This window comes from Pseudoalteromonas sp. NZS11, assembly GCF_015864765.1.
Taxonomy (GTDB): domain Bacteria; phylum Pseudomonadota; class Gammaproteobacteria; order Enterobacterales; family Alteromonadaceae; genus Pseudoalteromonas; species Pseudoalteromonas arctica.
Genome location: NZ_JADYWP010000011.1, coordinates 78873 through 96324, shown reverse-complemented (window position 1 = coordinate 96324; position 17452 = coordinate 78873). Strand labels below are relative to the sequence as shown.

At 39.8% G+C, this 17452-nt stretch carries 17 protein-coding genes and 4 tRNA genes; 8 read left to right on the top strand and 13 right to left on the bottom strand.

Going from position 1 to position 17452, the window contains the following annotated elements; genetic code table 11:
• From I6E82_RS17645 to murB, 8 genes are all read right to left on the bottom strand, one after another.
• Positions 1–175 (bottom strand): GTP-binding protein (locus I6E82_RS17645; RefSeq protein ID WP_231616946.1); only part of this gene is annotated, 175 nt, incomplete at its 3' end.
• A gap of 128 nt (positions 176–303) precedes the next feature.
• Positions 304–379, bottom strand: a tRNA-Thr gene (locus I6E82_RS17640).
• 11 nt (positions 380–390) lie between these two features.
• A tRNA-Gly gene (locus I6E82_RS17635) sits at positions 391–465 on the bottom strand.
• 44 nt (positions 466–509) lie between these two features.
• Positions 510–594: transfer RNA gene (locus I6E82_RS17630), tRNA-Tyr, on the bottom strand.
• Between the two features lie 40 nt (positions 595–634).
• Positions 635–710 (bottom strand) — tRNA-Thr (locus I6E82_RS17625).
• Between the two features lie 126 nt (positions 711–836).
• Positions 837–1547 (bottom strand): type III pantothenate kinase, encoded by a 711-nt coding sequence (locus tag I6E82_RS17620; RefSeq protein ID WP_197113337.1) that lies wholly within the window; start codon positions 1545–1547, stop codon positions 837–839.
• Positions 1544–2536, bottom strand: a complete 993-nt coding sequence (birA, locus tag I6E82_RS17615; RefSeq protein ID WP_165723034.1) for a bifunctional biotin--[acetyl-CoA-carboxylase] ligase/biotin operon repressor BirA — start codon at positions 2534–2536, stop codon at positions 1544–1546. Before birA ends, I6E82_RS17620 begins: the two co-directional genes overlap by 4 nt.
• The gene (gene murB, locus I6E82_RS17610; protein WP_197118395.1) at positions 2533–3543 is read right to left on the bottom strand and encodes a UDP-N-acetylmuramate dehydrogenase; all 1011 of its coding nucleotides are present in this window, start codon (positions 3541–3543) and stop codon (positions 2533–2535) included. The genes birA and murB overlap by 4 nt, the downstream gene beginning before the upstream one ends.
• A gap of 143 nt (positions 3544–3686) precedes the next feature.
• On the opposite strand from murB, the gene I6E82_RS17605 reads away from it, so the two are divergent.
• Positions 3687–5528, top strand: a complete 1842-nt coding sequence (locus I6E82_RS17605) for a M1 family metallopeptidase (RefSeq protein ID WP_165723035.1) — start codon at positions 3687–3689, stop codon at positions 5526–5528.
• 58 nt (positions 5529–5586) lie between these two features.
• Here I6E82_RS17605 and I6E82_RS17600 read toward each other — a convergent pair whose 3' ends face one another.
• Positions 5587–6186 (bottom strand): DUF2057 domain-containing protein, encoded by a 600-nt coding sequence (locus tag I6E82_RS17600; protein WP_197118394.1) that lies wholly within the window; start codon positions 6184–6186, stop codon positions 5587–5589.
• Positions 6187–6278: 92 nt separating this feature from the next.
• Here I6E82_RS17600 and I6E82_RS17595 point away from each other — a divergent pair, with 92 nt between their 5' ends.
• From I6E82_RS17595 to I6E82_RS17585, 3 genes are all read left to right on the top strand, one after another.
• Positions 6279–6647, top strand: coding sequence for a histidine triad nucleotide-binding protein (locus I6E82_RS17595; protein WP_007579887.1), 369 nt, complete (start codon positions 6279–6281; stop codon positions 6645–6647).
• A 220-nt stretch (positions 6648–6867) separates the two neighbouring features.
• A complete protein-coding gene (locus tag I6E82_RS17590) occupies positions 6868–7524 on the top strand; it encodes a helix-turn-helix transcriptional regulator (RefSeq protein WP_004334929.1) in 657 nt (218 codons plus the stop codon).
• A 167-nt stretch (positions 7525–7691) separates the two neighbouring features.
• On the top strand, positions 7692–9848 hold the full coding sequence (locus I6E82_RS17585; RefSeq protein WP_024589456.1) for a response regulator: 2157 nt from the start codon (positions 7692–7694) through the stop codon (positions 9846–9848).
• A 29-nt stretch (positions 9849–9877) separates the two neighbouring features.
• On the opposite strand, the gene I6E82_RS17580 is transcribed toward I6E82_RS17585, so the two are convergent.
• From I6E82_RS17580 to I6E82_RS17570, 3 genes are all read right to left on the bottom strand, one after another.
• Positions 9878–11293: a mannose-1-phosphate guanylyltransferase/mannose-6-phosphate isomerase gene (locus I6E82_RS17580; RefSeq protein WP_197118393.1), complete on the bottom strand. Its 1416-nt coding sequence runs from the start codon at positions 11291–11293 to the stop codon at positions 9878–9880.
• 75 nt (positions 11294–11368) lie between these two features.
• Complete coding sequence (locus I6E82_RS17575) at positions 11369–12142, bottom strand: amidohydrolase (RefSeq protein ID WP_197118392.1); 774 nt, start codon at positions 12140–12142, stop codon at positions 11369–11371.
• On the bottom strand, positions 12130–13272 hold the full coding sequence (locus tag I6E82_RS17570) for a methionine aminotransferase (protein WP_197118391.1): 1143 nt from the start codon (positions 13270–13272) through the stop codon (positions 12130–12132). Before I6E82_RS17570 ends, I6E82_RS17575 begins: the two co-directional genes overlap by 13 nt.
• A 108-nt stretch (positions 13273–13380) precedes the next feature.
• On the opposite strand from I6E82_RS17570, the gene I6E82_RS17565 reads away from it, so the two are divergent.
• From I6E82_RS17565 to I6E82_RS17550, 4 genes are all read left to right on the top strand, one after another.
• Positions 13381–14010, top strand: coding sequence for a methylthioribulose 1-phosphate dehydratase (locus tag I6E82_RS17565; protein WP_024589460.1), 630 nt, complete (start codon positions 13381–13383; stop codon positions 14008–14010).
• On the top strand, positions 14007–14693 hold the full coding sequence (gene mtnC / locus I6E82_RS17560) for an acireductone synthase (RefSeq protein ID WP_197118390.1): 687 nt from the start codon (positions 14007–14009) through the stop codon (positions 14691–14693). Before I6E82_RS17565 ends, mtnC begins: the two co-directional genes overlap by 4 nt.
• A complete protein-coding gene (locus I6E82_RS17555) occupies positions 14690–15232 on the top strand; it encodes a 1,2-dihydroxy-3-keto-5-methylthiopentene dioxygenase (protein WP_197118389.1) in 543 nt (180 codons plus the stop codon). The genes mtnC and I6E82_RS17555 overlap by 4 nt, the downstream gene beginning before the upstream one ends.
• 129 nt (positions 15233–15361) lie before the next feature.
• Complete coding sequence (locus I6E82_RS17550) at positions 15362–16426, top strand: RelA/SpoT domain-containing protein (protein ID WP_007579871.1); 1065 nt, start codon at positions 15362–15364, stop codon at positions 16424–16426.
• Here I6E82_RS17550 and mtnA read toward each other — a convergent pair.
• Complete coding sequence (gene mtnA / locus I6E82_RS17545; protein ID WP_197118388.1) at positions 16415–17443, bottom strand: S-methyl-5-thioribose-1-phosphate isomerase; 1029 nt, start codon at positions 17441–17443, stop codon at positions 16415–16417. The two genes, I6E82_RS17550 and mtnA, sit on opposite strands and share 12 nt — an antisense overlap.
• Positions 17444–17452: the final 9 nt, after the last annotated feature.

Below are 17452 nucleotides of genomic sequence, written 5' to 3'. Positions count from 1 at the left end.
GTTCGCGCTCTTCTGGAGCGTTGTCGATTGATGCGAAATCTTTAGCAACACCGCCGTATACTTTTGCAAGTACGTTAGTGATTGCTGCAGTTAGTGTAGTTTTACCGTGGTCAACGTGGCCAATTGTACCAACGTTTACGTGCGGTTTTACGCGTTCAAACTTTTCTTTTGCCATGACGGAACCTATCAGTTTTGTGTATCTAAATTACATATGAAAATAATCCACCAGAGGTAGATTAAGTTAATTTTTTCAAATAGTATTTTCTGACAGATAAAGGAAGTAATCAAGGAGATTCTTAGGACTGGTGCTGATAGGCAGAGTCGAACTGCCGACCTCACCCTTACCAAGGGTGCGCTCTACCAACTGAGCTATATCAGCAACACAAGAACTGGAGCGGGCAGCGGGAATCGAACCCGCATCATCAGCTTGGAAGGCTGAGGTAATAGCCATTATACGATGCCCGCATAAAAATCTGTTCTTAAACTACCTCTAACCGTCAAGAATAAAGTGGTGGAGGGAGCTGGATTCGAACCAGCGAAGGCTGAGCCGTCAGATTTACAGTCTGATCCCTTTGGCCGCTCGGGAACCCCTCCACGATAATTCTCTACTAATTCACTTCCGGTAAAAGGAAAGTGGTGCCGACTAACCGAGTCGAACGGTTGACCTACTGATTACAAGTCAGTTGCTCTACCAGCTGAGCTAAGTCGGCACTGCTTTAGTACGGGGCGAGATATTAGAGTAAGGTTTATTGGGATGCAACAATAAAATTAAAAAAAGTGTAAATTTTTAGTTTAAATGCTCAATATTCACGCGAAAACGCGTTTTTTGCACTTTTTTATACTGTTTCGGTTAATTCGTACCAATAATTCAATCCCTTCATTACGAGCAATGAATCAAAAATACTTCCTGCAAATTGCTGCTGCAATAGTGAGCCATAGCCACCAGCAAAAATAATTTGTGTTGCTTGTTCTGTTTTTTGAGCCGTTAAATTCAGCTTAGCTTGCTCAATTGCCCCGATGGTTGCCACTAAGGCACCGTTTTTTAAACCATTTGGCGTGTTTTTACCCAATTCATTAGTAAACGGTGTTTTACCGTCATCAAAAACACGTTGGGTGTTTTGTGTAAGCGATGAGGTCATTAAATCAAGCCCGGGTAAAATCCAGCCACCTAAATGTAGGCCTTCACTATTGAGCACATCAATTGTTGTCGCAGTACCCGCATCAACAACAATACATACTGTGTTTGGATATAACGTAAAGCCTGCAATAAGCGCAAGCCACCTGTCTATGCCTAAGTTACCCACATGCTCGTAAGCGCATACAAGATCTCCAAGCGTTTTGGTTACCTTGGCCTCAAAGCTAGTAATATTATTACTAGCCGCTTGCACGAGAATATCATTTAGTAAATCACTGCGCCCTACGCACGCATAAATCACTTCGGTTATTTGTAACCAAGGTAGGTTATTTATATCTGCTGGTTGTGCTTGCTCGTTATGCCACAGCACAGCTTTTAGTGATGTATTTCCTACGTCGATCAGTAATCTCATACTTGCGCCTTTCTGAGGGAGACTTCACCACCGTAATAACTTTTTACTTCACCATCTTGGCGAATTCGTATTCCACCTTGTGGGTCAATACCTTCGCATATTCCACGCCAGCTTCGGTGCCCTGTATTTAGCTCAACATAATCGCCAGCAAACGCATTAAGCGAATTCCATTGCTCATACATATCTTGTAAGCCAGTTTGACGATACTGCACTAAACGCTGCTCTAAATGATAAGTAAGTGACGCCACCAGCTGGTTTTTATCAAGCTTTTGAGTATGTTGATTTAAGTCGGTCCACGCTTGGTCTATATGTTGGCTAAAACTCTCAGGCATTTGTAAATTAATACCTATACCAATCACTAACTGACAAGGTCCTTGCGGTTGCCCATCTAATTCAACCAATACACCTGCAAGTTTTTGTTTATTTATATAAATATCGTTAGGCCATTTAAGCTCTACGTCAATTTGGTATAACGCTTTAATTGCATCATAAACAGCAAGGCCTACCGCAATTGATACACCCATTGCAGCTTGAAGCCCGTCATCTAAGCGCCAAAAGTAACTGTAATACAGATTAGCGCCAAATGGGGATTGCCAAACACGGCCGCGTCGGCCGCGCCCTGCTTGCTGCATTTCAGCAACAATAACAGCACCAGACTCAAGCGCTGTTTTAGCCTGTATACGGCGCATAAGCTCGCTGTTGGTCGAATCAATAATAGGGTGTACTTCTACATCGGCAGTATTAGCACCTAGCGCTTTGTAGTGCTGATCAATTTGTGTTTTATTTAAAAGGCCCACCTGACTATTCAAACAGTAGCCTTTGCCAGTCACTTTAAAAATATCCAAGCCCATTTCTTGTAACGTTTTGATATGTTTACTCACCGCAGCTCGGCTAATTCCTAGCTTTTCACCCAAGCCTTGGCCAGATACAAAGCCCCCTTGGTTAAGTGCATTTAAAATAGCGAGTTTGTTTCCATCAGGTGCTTTCATTGCTCAGGCTCCGCGTTAATATGGCATTCGCTGCGCGCATCTATTAAACGTACCTCGTGTTCTAGCATAATGTTGTAACGTGTATAAACCACTTGCTGAATGTGTTTAATCATATTTATTAGGTCACCACCTTCACTATTTCCGTGATTAACAAGTACTAATGCTTGTTGTTGATGCACTTCTATACCGGCCTCGCGGTGCCCTTTTAAACCACTTTGATCGATTAGCCAACCTGCCGCGACCTTGTGATGACTTTGCCCATATTCGTAATGAGGTAAATCTGCAAATTGCTTTAATAGTTCAGCTAACTGCTGGTTGGTTATTATTGGGTTTTTAAAAAAGCTACCCGCATTGGCAAGTGTATATGGGTTAGGTAATTTGCTATTGCGCGTTTTTATAACCTGATCGAATACTGCTTGCGGAGTAATAATATCTAGCTGCTGCAGGGGGCCATAACTTAATACTGGTTGCCATTTTTTTGGGAGCGCTAAATGCACTTGCGTGATCACCGCTTTATTTTTGAGAGCATTTTTAAATATTGAGTCTCTGTAAGCAAATTCACATTGCTCGTTATTTAGTGAGTGCATAGTTTTAGTAGTTATATCAAAGTACTCTACCAACTCAATAAATTTAGCTATCTCAACGCCATAAGCACCAATATTTTGTACCGGCGATGCACCCACAGTGCCCGGTATAAGTGCTAGATTTTCAAGCCCGGGTATCTTTTTCTCTAATAAATAACTGACTAGTTGATGCCAGTTTTCGCCTGCAGCAATACTAATTAGTGTGTCGCTCTCACGCTCGGTAATTTTAATACCTTTTAAGGCTATTTTTATAACCGTACCCATGTAGTCATTTAAAAATACGGTATTACTGCCCTCGCCTAGCAAACAAAACGGTGCACTAAAACTTTGCGTTTTAAGTTGCTCAAGCTGAGTAATTTCAACAAAATTTTGGCATTGGCTGTTTAATGCGAATGTATGTAAGGAGTGTAATGAATGCGCCACAAAGCTCTCTAAAAATACCGGTAACTAATCGCAATAGTTTACCTCATCGTCGCAAATGTGGCACTAGATTGTAAAAATCACTCAACCCACCGTGTCAATCGTGATATAAAACCAGCACTTTTTTATTTGTGTTCAGAGTAATGATGAAAATTAAACCTCTTTTTTTAAGCCTCGCTATGGCGGGTATGTGTTCGCAAGCAATGGCTAATGCGATTGACCAAAACTCGTATGCTAACCTTGATGATGTTGTTACTACTCACTTAAACCTTGATTTAGATGTCGACTTTGCCGACAAGCAGTTAGAAGGTTTTGTGGAGCATACTCTTCAGTGGAACAACAGCAAAAGTAGAACGCTTGTACTTGATACCCGCGACTTAGACATTGATAAAGTAATGTACAAAGATCAAAGTGGTAACTGGAAAAAGGCGACTTTTGATTTAGCTAAGCGAGATGACGTTAAAGGTTCAAAGCTTACTATTGTGTTTAAAAACCAAGCTGAAGTAGTTCGTATTTACTACAACAGTCGTCCAGAAGCATCTGGCCTGCAATGGTTAACACCAGAGCAAACGGCAAGTAAAACGCATCCATTTATGTACAGCCAATCGCAAGCAATTCATGCACGTAGTTGGATCCCAGTGCAAGATACACCCGCAATGCGTGTAACTTACTCTGCACGAATTCATACACCAAAAGATATACGTGCTGTAATGAGTGCCGACAACAAAGATGCGCTTTATAAAGATGGCGACTACATTTTTGATATGCCACAAGCAATTTCACCTTACCTAATTGCTATTGGTGCAGGTAACTTAGAATTTAAAGCAATGTCGCACCAAACGGGCATATTTGCTGAGCCTACAATTTTAGATGCCTCAGTTGCTGAATTTGACGACACCCAAGCCATGATCGACAAAACAAACGCTATGTACGGCGAATATGCATGGGGTCGCTACGACTTATTAATGCTACCGCCAAGTTTTCCGTTTGGTGGCATGGAAAATCCACGCTTATCGTTTATAACTCCAACGGTTGTTGCTGGTGATAAAAGCTTAGTTAACCTTATTGCCCATGAGCTTGCTCATTCTTGGTCAGGTAACTTAGTAACTAACGCAACGTGGGAAGATTTATGGTTAAACGAAGGTTTTACCTCGTACGTTGAAAACCGCATTATGGAAGAAGTATTTGGTCGTGACCGTGCGGTTATGGAACAAGCACTTGATTCAGCGTCTTTACGCGCACAAATTAAAACAATTGATGCACCAGATACACGCCTTAATTTAAAGCTTAATGGCCGCGACCCAGACGATGCATTCAGTTCAGTGCCTTACACTAAAGGTCAGTTATTTTTAATTTATCTAGAAAATAAATATGGCCGCGATAAGTTTGACCCGTTTGTAAAAGCATACTTTAAAGAATTTTCGTTTAAATCACTTACTACCGCGCAATTTGTTACTTACTTAAAAGCTAACTTAATTGAGAAGTACCCTGGTGTTGTAAGTATGGATAAAGTAAACGAATGGATTTTTGAGCCTGGCTTACCAAGTGATGCGCCAAACCCTACTTCTGATGCATTTGATAAAGTAGATACTGCAACAGCAGCATGGTTGAAAGGCGACACAACAGCAGCTCAACTACCAACGGCTGATTGGTCTGTGCATGAGTGGCTACACTTTTTAAATAACTTACCACGCGATTTAAGCATAGAGAAAATGAGCGAGCTTGATAGTGAATTTAACCTAACGCAATCAACTAACGCTGAACGTGCGTTTGCTTGGTTTATGCTAGCAGTAGGTAATGGTTATCAACCAATTTATCCTGCGCTTAATAAGCACTTATCAGGTATTGGCCGTCGTAAGTTAATTGTGCCGTTATATAAATCACTTATCACTAACGGTAAAAAAGACTGGGCACAAAGCGTGTACTTAAAAGCACGCCCTGGGTATCACCCTCTTGCGCAAGGTACTATTGACGCACTATTTGAATAAATAGTGTTAACTAGAAACTAAAAAGGGCCAAATTTGGCCCTTTTGTTTTTCTGTTATTTTACTTTGTTACTTTTTCTAAAAAAGCTTTACGCTCTGCAGTTGTGGCTTGTTGCCACCAAAAATCAAGCATTTGCGGCGCACTTGGCATGCCTTTACCTGTAATTGGTGCTATCGGCTTTATTGGCTGACTAGGACGTGAAGGTCCTGCAGGCATTGTATTTTGCATTACCGGTTTATTGCTTGCTAGCTGCGTGTTAGAAATAACACTTAAAGGCTTAGCAACAGCGCTACTTTTTGCTTTTAAACTCACTTGTGGTGCCTCTGCAAATACTTTTGCAGATACTGCATTTTCAGCACGATTAAACACTAAGGTATAATCTTTACCTGCTTCAACAGTTACACTTACCCAAAATGGTTCCGACTCCACAACTTCGTGCGTGTCATAATCATCTTCATATAAATCGGTGTACTTTAGCCTAAGCTGATAAGTTCCGGGGGCAAGCTCTACATCATCAATACGACTAAACAAAGAGCTTTCTAGCATTTTATCGCCCACTTGCAGTGGTACAAATTCTTCTGGAAAGTGAATATTCTCAGCATTAGCCGAAAAACTAAGTAGTAATGCAACTGCACTACTTATTAAAATTGGTTTAAGCATATTAACTCCTTTATTTGATTTCAGTTTGACACTGCTTTGAAAGTTTGTCATTAGTGAGCTTAAAATTCACAACACTTAATTAGGAGCACACTATGAGCCAAGAAACTATTTTTACCAAAATCATTAATCGTGAAATTCCAGCAGATATTATTTACGAAGATGAAAACACTCTCGCATTTAAAGATATAAACCCACAAGCGCCATTTCATGTGTTAATTATCCCAAAAAAAGCAATTGCTACTATAAATGATATAAATCCTGAAAACTCACATTTAGTAGGCAACTTATACGTAGTTGCAGCTAAATTAGCTAAGCAACATAATTTTGCTGAGGACGGATACCGCGTAGTTATGAACTGTAACGAACATGGTGGGCAAACTGTTTATCACATACATTTACACATGCTTGGCGGTAAAGAAATGGGCTGGCCACCTTATCAAAATGTAAAAAAAGTAAAATAATTAAAAGTTTTTATTAAATTGTTCCACTCAATTAATTAGTTACAAATGTTATGATTTTTCATAGTTATAAAGAATAAATAGTTACTTATTTGCAACATTTTGTGTTTAAATAATCGTAATATCGTATTTGTTATTGAGTACATCAGCGATTTTCTAATACAAAAGGTGTGGAAGTCGTGGTAAACTTAGTCAGTCAGCTTTATAAAAGAGTATAAAAAACATGAGCAGTTCAGCCTTTTTGTTATTAGATCAAGAGCCAATTAACACTATTGGTATTAACGTTTTAGAACCTTTGTTAAAAACGCAAGGCCTTGACGTAACCACAGGTACTAATATTTTAGACATACCTGAAGGGACTCGACTTTTGTTTATTGAAACATCAAGCAAGGATGCATGGGGAAAACTAAAAGAACAACTAGTAAACCTACGTATTAAATGCGATATCATATTATTTAATTTAGACGAAAACCCTGAGCTTGCTAATCGTGCATTGTTAAGCGGTATTCGTGGCGTATTTTACACAACAGATAACGCCGATGTATTAATGAAAGGTATTCGCTTACTACTTGAAGATCAACTTTGGTACCGTCGCGATATTATGTGTAATGCATTAAATCGTATGCTGCAATTTAATAAAGATGCGCTGCATAAACTAACCGAAGGTGATATTGAGCCTGTTAAACTTACTAAGCGAGAAAAAGCAATAATCTCACTAATGAGTAAAGGTTCGAAAAATAAAGAGATCGCAGAAGATTTAAGTATTAGTCCACATACTGTTAAAACACATTTATACAGTGCATTTAGAAAAACCAAATGTCGTAACCGTATTGAACTTCTATCGTGGGCACAACAAAATATCCCTGATGAAATTCGTTAATCAAATATTTAGTTTAAATTTAAAAGCAGACACTTAGGTGTCTGTTTTTGTATGTGCTATATACTTATCTAATAACAATTCGCTTAATTAAGTAATCTGTTTTGAGGATTGGTATAAGTGTATACTTTTGATAACTTTAGTTTAATAGCTACTTTGCTGGAATATTAATGCTCGACTCCTTCACTCTTTACTTTGCCAGCATCGCCATCATGGTCGTAATGACCTTACTTAACTTTTTGACATGGCGAACAAACAAACAAATATCGGGCACGCTGCTATACATTTTCTATCCCATATTGCTATTAGGCTCTGTTATTGGCTTTACTCTTGTTGGTGATACACATAATTTAGTAATTATTAGCGCTGCCAGTAGCATGATGTTTGCCGCATCAATAGTGCACTGCCTTTCACTTAGTCAGTTTTTAAATTATCGCGGTATTGGTTTTAAATTACTCTGCTCAGTGACCGCTTTTTGCACTGTAATGCTTGGCTATTACACCTTTTTTGACCCATCTTTACACGAAAGAGTGATTGCATCCGATATACAACACATAGCAGAAGCCGGTTTTTTACTGTTTATATTTATTAAGTGTGCACGCAAACCCTATCCTAATGGCAGTATTGTATACATAACCATTTTAACGCTTGTTGCTTTAAGCTTTATTGGCCGCTCGTTATTTATGGATAACATTGAACAAAAAAATCTTTTAGTAAACGGCTGGTTTAGCTCTTTGCTATTTTTAAATGGCGTAATTGCACCCATGTTTTATGCTGCAGGTATGGCGTTATTATGTAATGAGCGCAGAGAGCAGCACCTCAATAAACTCGCCGATAAAGCACAAAAAGATTTAGAAATACGCGGGCTCTTTTTATCAACTATAAGTCACGAAATTCGCACCCCGCTAAACGGTATTTTAGGTAGCGCCCAACTTGTTATGAACCAAACAAGTGATACCCGCAATAAAGCCTATTGCGAAGCGATTATAAATTCTGCCGAATCACTTAACTTATTGGTAGATAAGGTCCTTGATTACGCGAGCCTAGATCAAAGTGACGAAGCGCTTTACGAAGAAGATGTAGAGTTTAAAACATGGCTTAATAATTTATGCTTATTACTCAGTCCTCTCGCCGAGCAAAAGCAACTCAAGTTTGAACTAATATGTAATATTCCTGAGCAAGCCTGTTATTACTGCGACCAGCAAAAACTTAGGCAAATAATTATTAATTTAGTGGGTAATGCCATTAAGTTTACAGACCACGGAACCGTTAAAATTCAGGTTGATTTAGTATTAGAAAAGCAACTTGAGCACACTATAAAAATTAGTGTAAAAGATTCAGGGCCAGGTATAGAAAATGATGAGATAGCCTACTTAACAGAACCTTATGTACAAAGTAGTGCAGGAAAAGAAAAAGGCGGAACCGGCCTTGGTTTAGCTATTACCAGTCGCCTGCTTGAAAAGCTCAGTAGCCGACTCGAAATAGCCAGCCAGCTTGGTACTGGTAGTGTATTTAGCTTTACCGTTACTTTTACTTTAGGTGAATTAAGCCTTGTAGAGCAGCGCCATCAAACTAAAGATTACTTAACAGGTCTTGATGTACTACTGGTTGAAGATTTAGATTTAAATCAAAAAATTGCTATAGAATTTATGGCCGACGATGAGCACAAAATTAAGCTCGCAAAAGATGGGAAAAGCGCCATAGAGCTCATGCAAGCTCACCACTTCGATGTTGTTTTGCTTGATATGAACCTACCTGATTTAACAGGCCAAGAAGTACTTAAACGTCTAAAACGCATTGATCATAAAAATCAACGAACTCCAGTACTCGCATTTACTGCAAGCCTTAGCCCTGACGAAGTAAAAGAGTATTTAGAATTAGGAATAAAAGACATTGTAGGCAAGCCTATTAAGCACGAAAAGCTTCGCCAAGCACTTAGCGACTCTCAATCTAATCAAACTGCGAGTATTGCAGTAGAGCTTATTGATACGTTGTATGACAAAACAGCGGCCGAAACACTCACCAGCTCGTTTAGTGAAGATGAAGTATCGTCGATTTATAATGAGTTTGTGCTTTCGGCGCGTAACAAGCTAATTCGCTGTCAAAAGCTTATTGATCAACAACCAGAGCAATGCATTAAGCTTTTACATCGCCAAGCAAGTACCGCTCTGCAACTTGGTTTTAATCGCTATGGTATTGAGCTTAAAAAAATAGAGCGCCGTTTACTCGATAAAAAGCCACATAACGACATGCTTGATGAAGCGCTAGATCTGTGGCAACGCAGCTTAGAGCAATATTTAAAGTTTGTGCGTGGGCAGTTAGAGTAATAGTGAATTAGCTTTAAAATAGCTAATTATTAGCCTCTTCCATATTTATCATCAAATCGCTCTATATCGCTTTCATCAAGTACAGCACCGGTTTGCACTTCAATGACAATTAACGGCTCTTTTTGATTATTAGCCAAGCTATGAATTTGTTTTGCGGCGATATAACACGATTGGTCGTGCGTTAGCGTATACGCTTGCTCATTAATACACACATCTGCAATACCCGAAACCACAACCCAATGTTCAGCACGATGCTGATGGCGCTGCGTCGAAAGCTTAGCACCGCTGTTAACAGTAATTTTCTTAACTTTAAAGCCAATGCCTTCAACCAAAGTACGGTAATTCCCCCACGGGCGAAAAACCACTTGATGATGATTAAGTTTATCAGCCTGTGTTGTAGCAATTTTCTTAAGCAACAAAGGCAGAGAATCTAGCTCATTTTGGTTTGCAATTAACGTGGCATCATGAGTATGAATAATTGCTAAATTGCTTACTCCAAGCATGGCAATAGTGTGTTCAGCCTCGTTAATAACTAAGTTATTAGTACTTTTTTGAGCCATATAATTAGCGTTTAAACTATTACCGCTTTTATCTTTTTTTGTAAGCGCATCAAGGGATGAAAAACTACCTACATCACTCCATTTTAAATCAACAGGCATAACAACTACGTTATTACTGCGCTCTAAAATGGCGTAATCAATTGAATCGCTTGGGCAGTGCTCAAGCGCACTGTTGCTTGGGCGGGTAAACCCTAAATCTTTAGTAAATTGCGCCGCTGCAGCAACACTCGTTGCTATTTTTGGCGCAAACCGCTCTAGCTCTTTTAAATAGGCTGCGGGGGTAAATAAAAACATCCCGCTATTCCAGCTATAACCACCTTGGGTTAAATAACGGTTCGCTGTATCTAAGTCAGGCTTTTCTTTAAATTGTGCAACATCGTAACAACCCGTTCCAGCAATAGCCGCGCCTTGTTTTATATAGCCATAGCCAGTATGCGGTTTTGTAGGAGTAATAGAAAATGTAACTAGCTTTCCTTGCTCAGCAAGTTTTACAGCTTCAGGGAGCTTAGCCGTTAATACATCAAAGTTTTCAATATGATGATCGGCAGGCATCACTAATAGCGGGCCGGTAATCCCATTTTGCAATGCATAGTGGGCGGCTAATGCGATGGCAGGCGCGGTATTTTTACCTTTGGGTTCGAGTAATAATGCAGTAGGAATTGAGCTTTCAGCCTGCTCGGCGGCAATAAATCGGTGCTGCTCATTACACACTAAAATAGCATTATCAAACAACTCATTAGAAACACGCGCCAACGTACTTTGTAGCAATGACGTGTTTTCATTTAGTAGTGGTAAAAATTGTTTAGGCATTGCTTGGCGAGAAAGCGGCCACAAGCGAGAGCCTATGCCACCAGCTAAAATTACAGGAGTGATTAAAGTGTTCATAATGTATATTAGCCGCCAACAAAAATATCAGCGACTATTTTAACACTTTATTGGCTCTGCGCTAAATTAACGTGTCTATATTAATGTAAAAGGGTCTGCATCTAAATAGGCAGGAAACGCTGCTTTAAACTCATCCAGTGGTGCTTTTTCAAGTGTTATTGTAACTAGCTGCTCGGTGTTATCTTGCGCTTTAGTTAATGCATCGCCTTTAAAGTCGTATACCGCTGTACCGCCATTGTGCAAGGCACCATTACCGTCGTCACCCACACGATTAACGCCTACTACGTAGCATAGGTTTTCCATTGCACGCGCCATAAGTAACGTATCCCAAATATGGCGGCGCACAGCAGGCCAGTTTGCTACGTTTATCATTACATCGTAGTCGTTATTATTACGTTGAAATACCGGAAAGCGCAGGTCGTAACACACCTGTGGTAATAGTTTAAAACCGTTGATTTCAAAAACTTTGCGCGCTTGCCCTGCTACAACGTAATCGCCCTCGCTGCCTAAGCGAAATAAATGGCGTTTATCGTAATAACTCACTTCACCATCGGGCTTTACCCAATAAAACCGATTCGCTTTTTTATCGCCTTGTGCAACAAGTACCGAACCGGCAATAACCGCATTATGTTTATGAGCCTGCGCTTTTAACCAAGTCAGTACTTTACCATTTTCGGGCTCTGCACAATCTAAATTAATAGCAAAGCCAGTCGAGAATGTTTCTGGCAGTAAAATAAGATCGGGCTGATGCGTAATTGCGTCAAGCTGTTTATTAAACATGGCTAAATTAGCGTCTTTATCAAGCCAATAAAGCGAGCTTTGCAATGCTGTAATGGTTAAAGTTGACATAATATTTGCGCAGCCTCTATGAGAGTGTTGTCGTTTTTAGCAAAGCATAAGCGAATTACTTTATCGGTTGGTGGGTTTTGATAAAAAACACTTAACGGAATAGCCGCAACACCTGCTTGCTCAACTAACCAGTGGCAAAAATCAACATCGTTTAAATCCGATACATCGCTGTAATCTAACAATAAAAAGTAAGTGCCTTGGCTAGGTAAAATTTTAAAACGGCTGTTACTTAAATGGCTCGCTAATAAGTCGCGTTTTTGCTGATAAAACCCACTTAGCTCATCGATATGCTCGCCTTGCTGCTCGAGGATATCAGCAAGCGCATGCTGTGCGGGGGTAAAACTTGAAAACGTAACGTACTGATGAATTTTTCTAAATTCGACAGCTAAATCTGCAGGTGCAATACAGTAACCCATTTTCCAGCCCGTGCTGTGAAACGTTTTACCAAAACTCGATACAACAAAGCTTTTGGCAAATAATTCATCATCGCGTAATACGCTTAAATGCGGTTGCTGATCAAACATAATGTGTTCATATACCTCATCGCTTATTACATACAAATTGTGAGTACCAACTAACTCTTTAAGCGCTTTTATATCTTGTGGCTGTAATATTTTACCGCTTGGGTTATGAGGCGTATTAATAATAATTGCACGGGTATTTTTAGTAATTGCTTGGCTCACTACTTGCCAATCAATGGTGTAGTTAGGCGCACTTAAAGCAATGTGTACCGACTTTCCACCAGCAAGTTCAATTGCAGGTTGGTAAGAGTCATATGCAGGGTCAAATACAATCACTTCATCACTTGGGCGCACAATTGTTTGAATAGCCACAAACAATGCCTCTGTTGCACCTGAGGTAACAGTCACTTGATCAGCTGCGTTTATATCAGCTGCATATTTGCGCTTTGCTAAATCAGCAATTTGTTGCTGTAATCGTGGTACACCACTTGAAGGTGAATATTGATTAACGCCCTGCTGCACATAATAATTTAACTGCGTTTTTAAAAGATCAGGAGCATCAAACTCAGGAAAGCCTTGAGAGAGATTAATTGCCGAAAACTCATTAGCCAACCCGCTCATTTGGCTAAATATACTAACGCCTAAATTTGGTAATTTACTTTCAAACACGTGATGCCCTTAATGATGGTTTTGCGCTTAAAGCGATGCTATCATTGCTTAAAACAGAAGTATAGCCGTCTAAAAACAATTAACTTTACGCTCATTAGTGAGGAATGTATGCAAAACAATACCGCTATTTCACAACTTATTGAAGCCGGAAAATGGGTTAGCCAAAAAGGCTGGGTACCCGCAACAGGTGGAAACTTTTCAGCTCGTACTAGCACTGGCTTTGTTGTTACAGCAAGTGGGCACGATAAAGGCTCACTTACGCAAGAGCATTTTTTGCAATTAGATCACCAAGGCGAGCGCCTAGCTGGAGCTGTAAAGCCATCGGCAGAAACACAATTACACCTAAGTTTGTATCAGCTTATACCTGATGCACAGTGTGTTTTGCATACTCACTCTGTAGCCGCCACCGTACTGTCGCAAATTACCCAAAGGCATCAGCTTGATTTAACAGGCTATGAAATGCAAAAAGCACTGAGCGGCTTTACTTCGCATTTAGAAACGCTGAGCATTCCTATTTTCGATAACGATCAAGATATTGACCGATTAAGCCTGCTGGTCAGTGACCATCACTTACATACGCCGATAGAGCACGGCGTACTGATACGTGGTCATGGCTTATATGCAGTAGGGCGCAATATTGATGAAGTTCGCCGCCACCTAGAAGCCTTAGAATTTTTATTTAGCTGCGAACTAGAGCGCCTAAAAATAATAGGTATTCAAGCGGGAGTAACTAAATGATTAAAGCCATTTTAACCGACATCGAAGGCACAATAACCCGCATCTCATTTGTTAAAGAGGTGTTGTTTCCTTACGCGGCAAAACAATTACCTACCTTTATACGTGCTAATGCTAATAAACCGGATGTAGCCGAGCAAATTAGTGCCGTAAAAGCGCTTATCGAAAAGCCAAACGCCGATATAGAAGAAGTCATTAGCACTTTACTTACCTGGATTGATGAAGATAAAAAAATCACTCCACTTAAGCAGTTACAAGGCTTAATTTGGCAAACAGGGTATGAACACGGTGATTTTAAGGGTCATTTATACCCAGATGCATTTGATTTTTTACAAACTCAACACAACAACGACATTACTTTATATGTGTACTCGTCAGGGTCGGTAAAAGCGCAGCAGCTACTTTTTAAATACAGTGATTATGGCGACATTCGCAGCTTATTTACTGACTTTTTTGACACCAAAGTTGGCGCAAAACAAGAGCAAACAGCCTATAACACTATTGTTGAGTTGTTACCGTTTAAAGCAGCAGAAATACTCTTTTTAAGTGATGTAGCCGGCGAGCTTGACGCCGCGCAAGCTGCGGGCATAAAAACATTACATTTAATTCGTGATGGACAAGCAAACACCAAAACACATCCTTATATTAATGACTTTAGCCAATTTAAATTGGAGCAATTAGTATGAGCCAATTAACAGTGTATGCCGACGACAATGCAAACAAAGCACTTGTAAGCACATCAAATGCTGATGATATTGCAAAGCAACTAGCTAAAGTAAACGTACGTTTTGAACAGTGGCAAGCAAATGCAGATATTAATGAGCACACCACCCATGAGCAAATTATTAGTGCGTACAAAAACGATATAGATCGGTTAAAAACTGAAAATGGCTATCAAACAGTAGACGTTATATCTCTAGCTAAAGGTAATCTTGGCGCATCAGAGCTGCGCAAAAAGTTTTTATTTGAACATACTCATAGTGAAGACGAAGTACGTTTTTTTGTAAAAGGCCAAGGATTATTTTGCCTACATTTAGGCAATAAGGTTTATCAGGTACTTTGCCAACAAGGCGATTTAATTTCAGTGCCTGAACTTACCCCGCATTGGTTTGATATGGGAAGCGACCCTGAATTTACTGCCATTCGCTTATTTAACAATACAGAGGGCTGGGTAGCAAAAAGTACTGACTCGTCTATTGCAGAGCAATTTCCCTTGCTCGATTAATAAAGCTCAGTGCACGCATGCCTAAACTATATTTTCTATAAGCGTATTTATGCTATTTGCAGGATGACTTCAATCACTTAACTCTGTAATATTATTTTAGCAATGCAGCTGATAAAGAGTAACTTTCTAATGGTGAACGAACAATATCAAAAGTCTAAACAACAACTAGCCTACTCACGTAAGCAAGTTGAAAAGGCTGGTCGTATTTTTCGTAAAAATGAAGGTGATTTTGACTTTGCAATAGAGGTTGTACAGAACTATCGTGCAGCACATTTATATCCGCTGACTATTATTAAAAACCTCGTATGGAAACATGTAAAAAAGCTTCATTTGCTAGAGTCGGCGACTATAGTTAGACGCTTAAAGCGCTTGCCAACTATTATAGATAAGTTACAAAGAGCCTCGTTAGATGGTAAAAGTGAAAACGCAATAAATCTGAAGCGAATGCACGATATAGGTGGCTGCCGAGTAATCTTAGATAATCTAGAGCATCTATATCAACTCAACGCAAGTTTAGACTCGAGTAGAGCTGTTCATAGCGTTAAGTCATATGATTATATTGAAAACCCAAAAGCGACGGGCTACAGAGGTATTCATCGTGTTTATAAAAGTTATAACAATTTAGAATCTCACGATTATAAAGGCTTTCAAATTGAAGTTCAGTTGCGCACTAGGCTTCAGCACCTTTGGGCTACTACTGTTGAAATTGTAGATATTATTGAAAAAGAAACACTAAAAACTAATCCCCAAGCAGCCGACACAGATTGGAAGCGATTATTTTTTATCATGGGTGAGTTTCTTGCAGTCAAAGATGGTTCAAATCAATTAAGTTCACAACAATCGCAGGCCTTTGTTGATGAGCTTTCGGCACTAAATAAAAAGCTAGCCGCATTTCATAAGCTTGATGCATTTAATCGCGCATTCCAAGTTGACGAAATTAAAAATAAATCGAAAGATACAGGCTTTGCTTTACTCGTTCACAACACAGAAACACAAATGGGTCGAGTCTTTTTATATGCAGAGAATAAAAAGCAAGAAGCTCTAACACATTACGCCGAACAAGAAAAACAAACTCACAATAACGTGCTTCTGGTAGCAGGGAGCGACTTGAAATCAATAGAAAAAGCCTACCCCAACTACCTAAATAGTACCTCTGAGTTTCTTTCAGAATTCAGTCGCATATTATTGAGTTAGCTCTTTAAGTTTACCCATTAATACTTGTTGCTGGTTATACACACCCGTATCTAACACCCACCCTGTGACCAGTTTTGCCGGCGTTATATCAAATGCAGGGTTATACACATTAGCATTAGTGGGCGCCCATAAAGCCTCACCAAAGCTACCGCTAACTCCGCGCACTTCTTGAGGATTACGTTGCTCTATTTCTATATCATTACCACACGCGGTGTTGGTATCAAGCGTGGTAATAGGCGCAACTACATAAAATGGAATGTTATGAAAATACGCAAGTACGGCTAAATTATAGGTGCCCACTTTATTGGCAAAATCACCATTGGCAGCAATACGATCAGCCCCTACCACTATTTTATCCACCTTACCTGCAGCCATTAAACTTGCCGCCATATTATCGCAAATTAGAGTGTAAGGTATTTTCCAGCGCTCAAGCTCAAAGGCAGTTAAGCGACCGCCTTGTAATAATGGTCGTGTTTCATCAACCCACACATGTACGTTGCCATATTTTTGCTGCGCTTTGTAAATAACACCTAGTGCAGTACCAATACCAGCGGTTGCAAGCGCCCCTGTATTACAATGGGTTAATATGTTGTCGCCACTATTTATAAGTTCGGCGCCACGGCTTGCCATTCGCTCACACAGCTCAATATCTTCAATAAACAACCGCTCGGCTGTGGTAACAATACCGGCAACATAATCGCTTTGCGTTAAAGCTTTACGCAATGCAGCCATACAATGCATTAAATTAACCGCCGTTGGGCGAGTGGCTTCTAGCTCATTGATTGCTTTTTCAAGCTCACCTTTAACTACCCCTTGCTCAGCTAAATACGCCACTAACAAGCTCGCGCTTAAACCAATAAGTGGAGCTCCACGCACTTTTAAACTAATGATCAGCTCTTTCATGGTTTCTACATCATGGCATTGATGCCATACCTGCTGGTGAGGTAGTAAATATTGGTCGAGCACACTAAGCGACCCGTTTTCGTATTTTACACTGCTTGCGATTAAATTTTGCATAATGCTTAA

What these genes read in the sequence shown, in the direction of transcription:
- I6E82_RS17575 (WP_197118392.1), bottom strand. Translation starts at nt 12,142, where the DNA reads ATGTCAACTTTAACCATTACAGCATTGCAAAGCTCGCTTTATTGGCTT.
- I6E82_RS17550 (WP_007579871.1), top strand. Translation starts at nt 15,362, where the DNA reads ATGGTGAACGAACAATATCAAAAGTCTAAACAACAACTAGCCTACTCA.
- I6E82_RS17585 (WP_024589456.1), top strand. Translation starts at nt 7,692, where the DNA reads ATGCTCGACTCCTTCACTCTTTACTTTGCCAGCATCGCCATCATGGTC.
- birA (WP_165723034.1), bottom strand. Translation starts at nt 2,536, where the DNA reads ATGAAAGCACCTGATGGAAACAAACTCGCTATTTTAAATGCACTTAAC.
- I6E82_RS17595 (WP_007579887.1), top strand. Translation starts at nt 6,279, where the DNA reads ATGAGCCAAGAAACTATTTTTACCAAAATCATTAATCGTGAAATTCCA.
- I6E82_RS17605 (WP_165723035.1), top strand. Translation starts at nt 3,687, where the DNA reads ATGAAAATTAAACCTCTTTTTTTAAGCCTCGCTATGGCGGGTATGTGT.
- I6E82_RS17580 (WP_197118393.1), bottom strand. Translation starts at nt 11,293, where the DNA reads ATGAACACTTTAATCACTCCTGTAATTTTAGCTGGTGGCATAGGCTCT.
- mtnC (WP_197118390.1), top strand. Translation starts at nt 14,007, where the DNA reads ATGATTAAAGCCATTTTAACCGACATCGAAGGCACAATAACCCGCATC.
- I6E82_RS17590 (WP_004334929.1), top strand. Translation starts at nt 6,868, where the DNA reads ATGAGCAGTTCAGCCTTTTTGTTATTAGATCAAGAGCCAATTAACACT.
- I6E82_RS17555 (WP_197118389.1), top strand. Translation starts at nt 14,690, where the DNA reads ATGAGCCAATTAACAGTGTATGCCGACGACAATGCAAACAAAGCACTT.
- I6E82_RS17620 (WP_197113337.1), bottom strand. Translation starts at nt 1,547, where the DNA reads ATGAGATTACTGATCGACGTAGGAAATACATCACTAAAAGCTGTGCTG.
- I6E82_RS17565 (WP_024589460.1), top strand. Translation starts at nt 13,381, where the DNA reads ATGCAAAACAATACCGCTATTTCACAACTTATTGAAGCCGGAAAATGG.
- I6E82_RS17600 (WP_197118394.1), bottom strand. Translation starts at nt 6,186, where the DNA reads ATGCTTAAACCAATTTTAATAAGTAGTGCAGTTGCATTACTACTTAGT.
- mtnA (WP_197118388.1), bottom strand. Translation starts at nt 17,443, where the DNA reads ATGCAAAATTTAATCGCAAGCAGTGTAAAATACGAAAACGGGTCGCTT.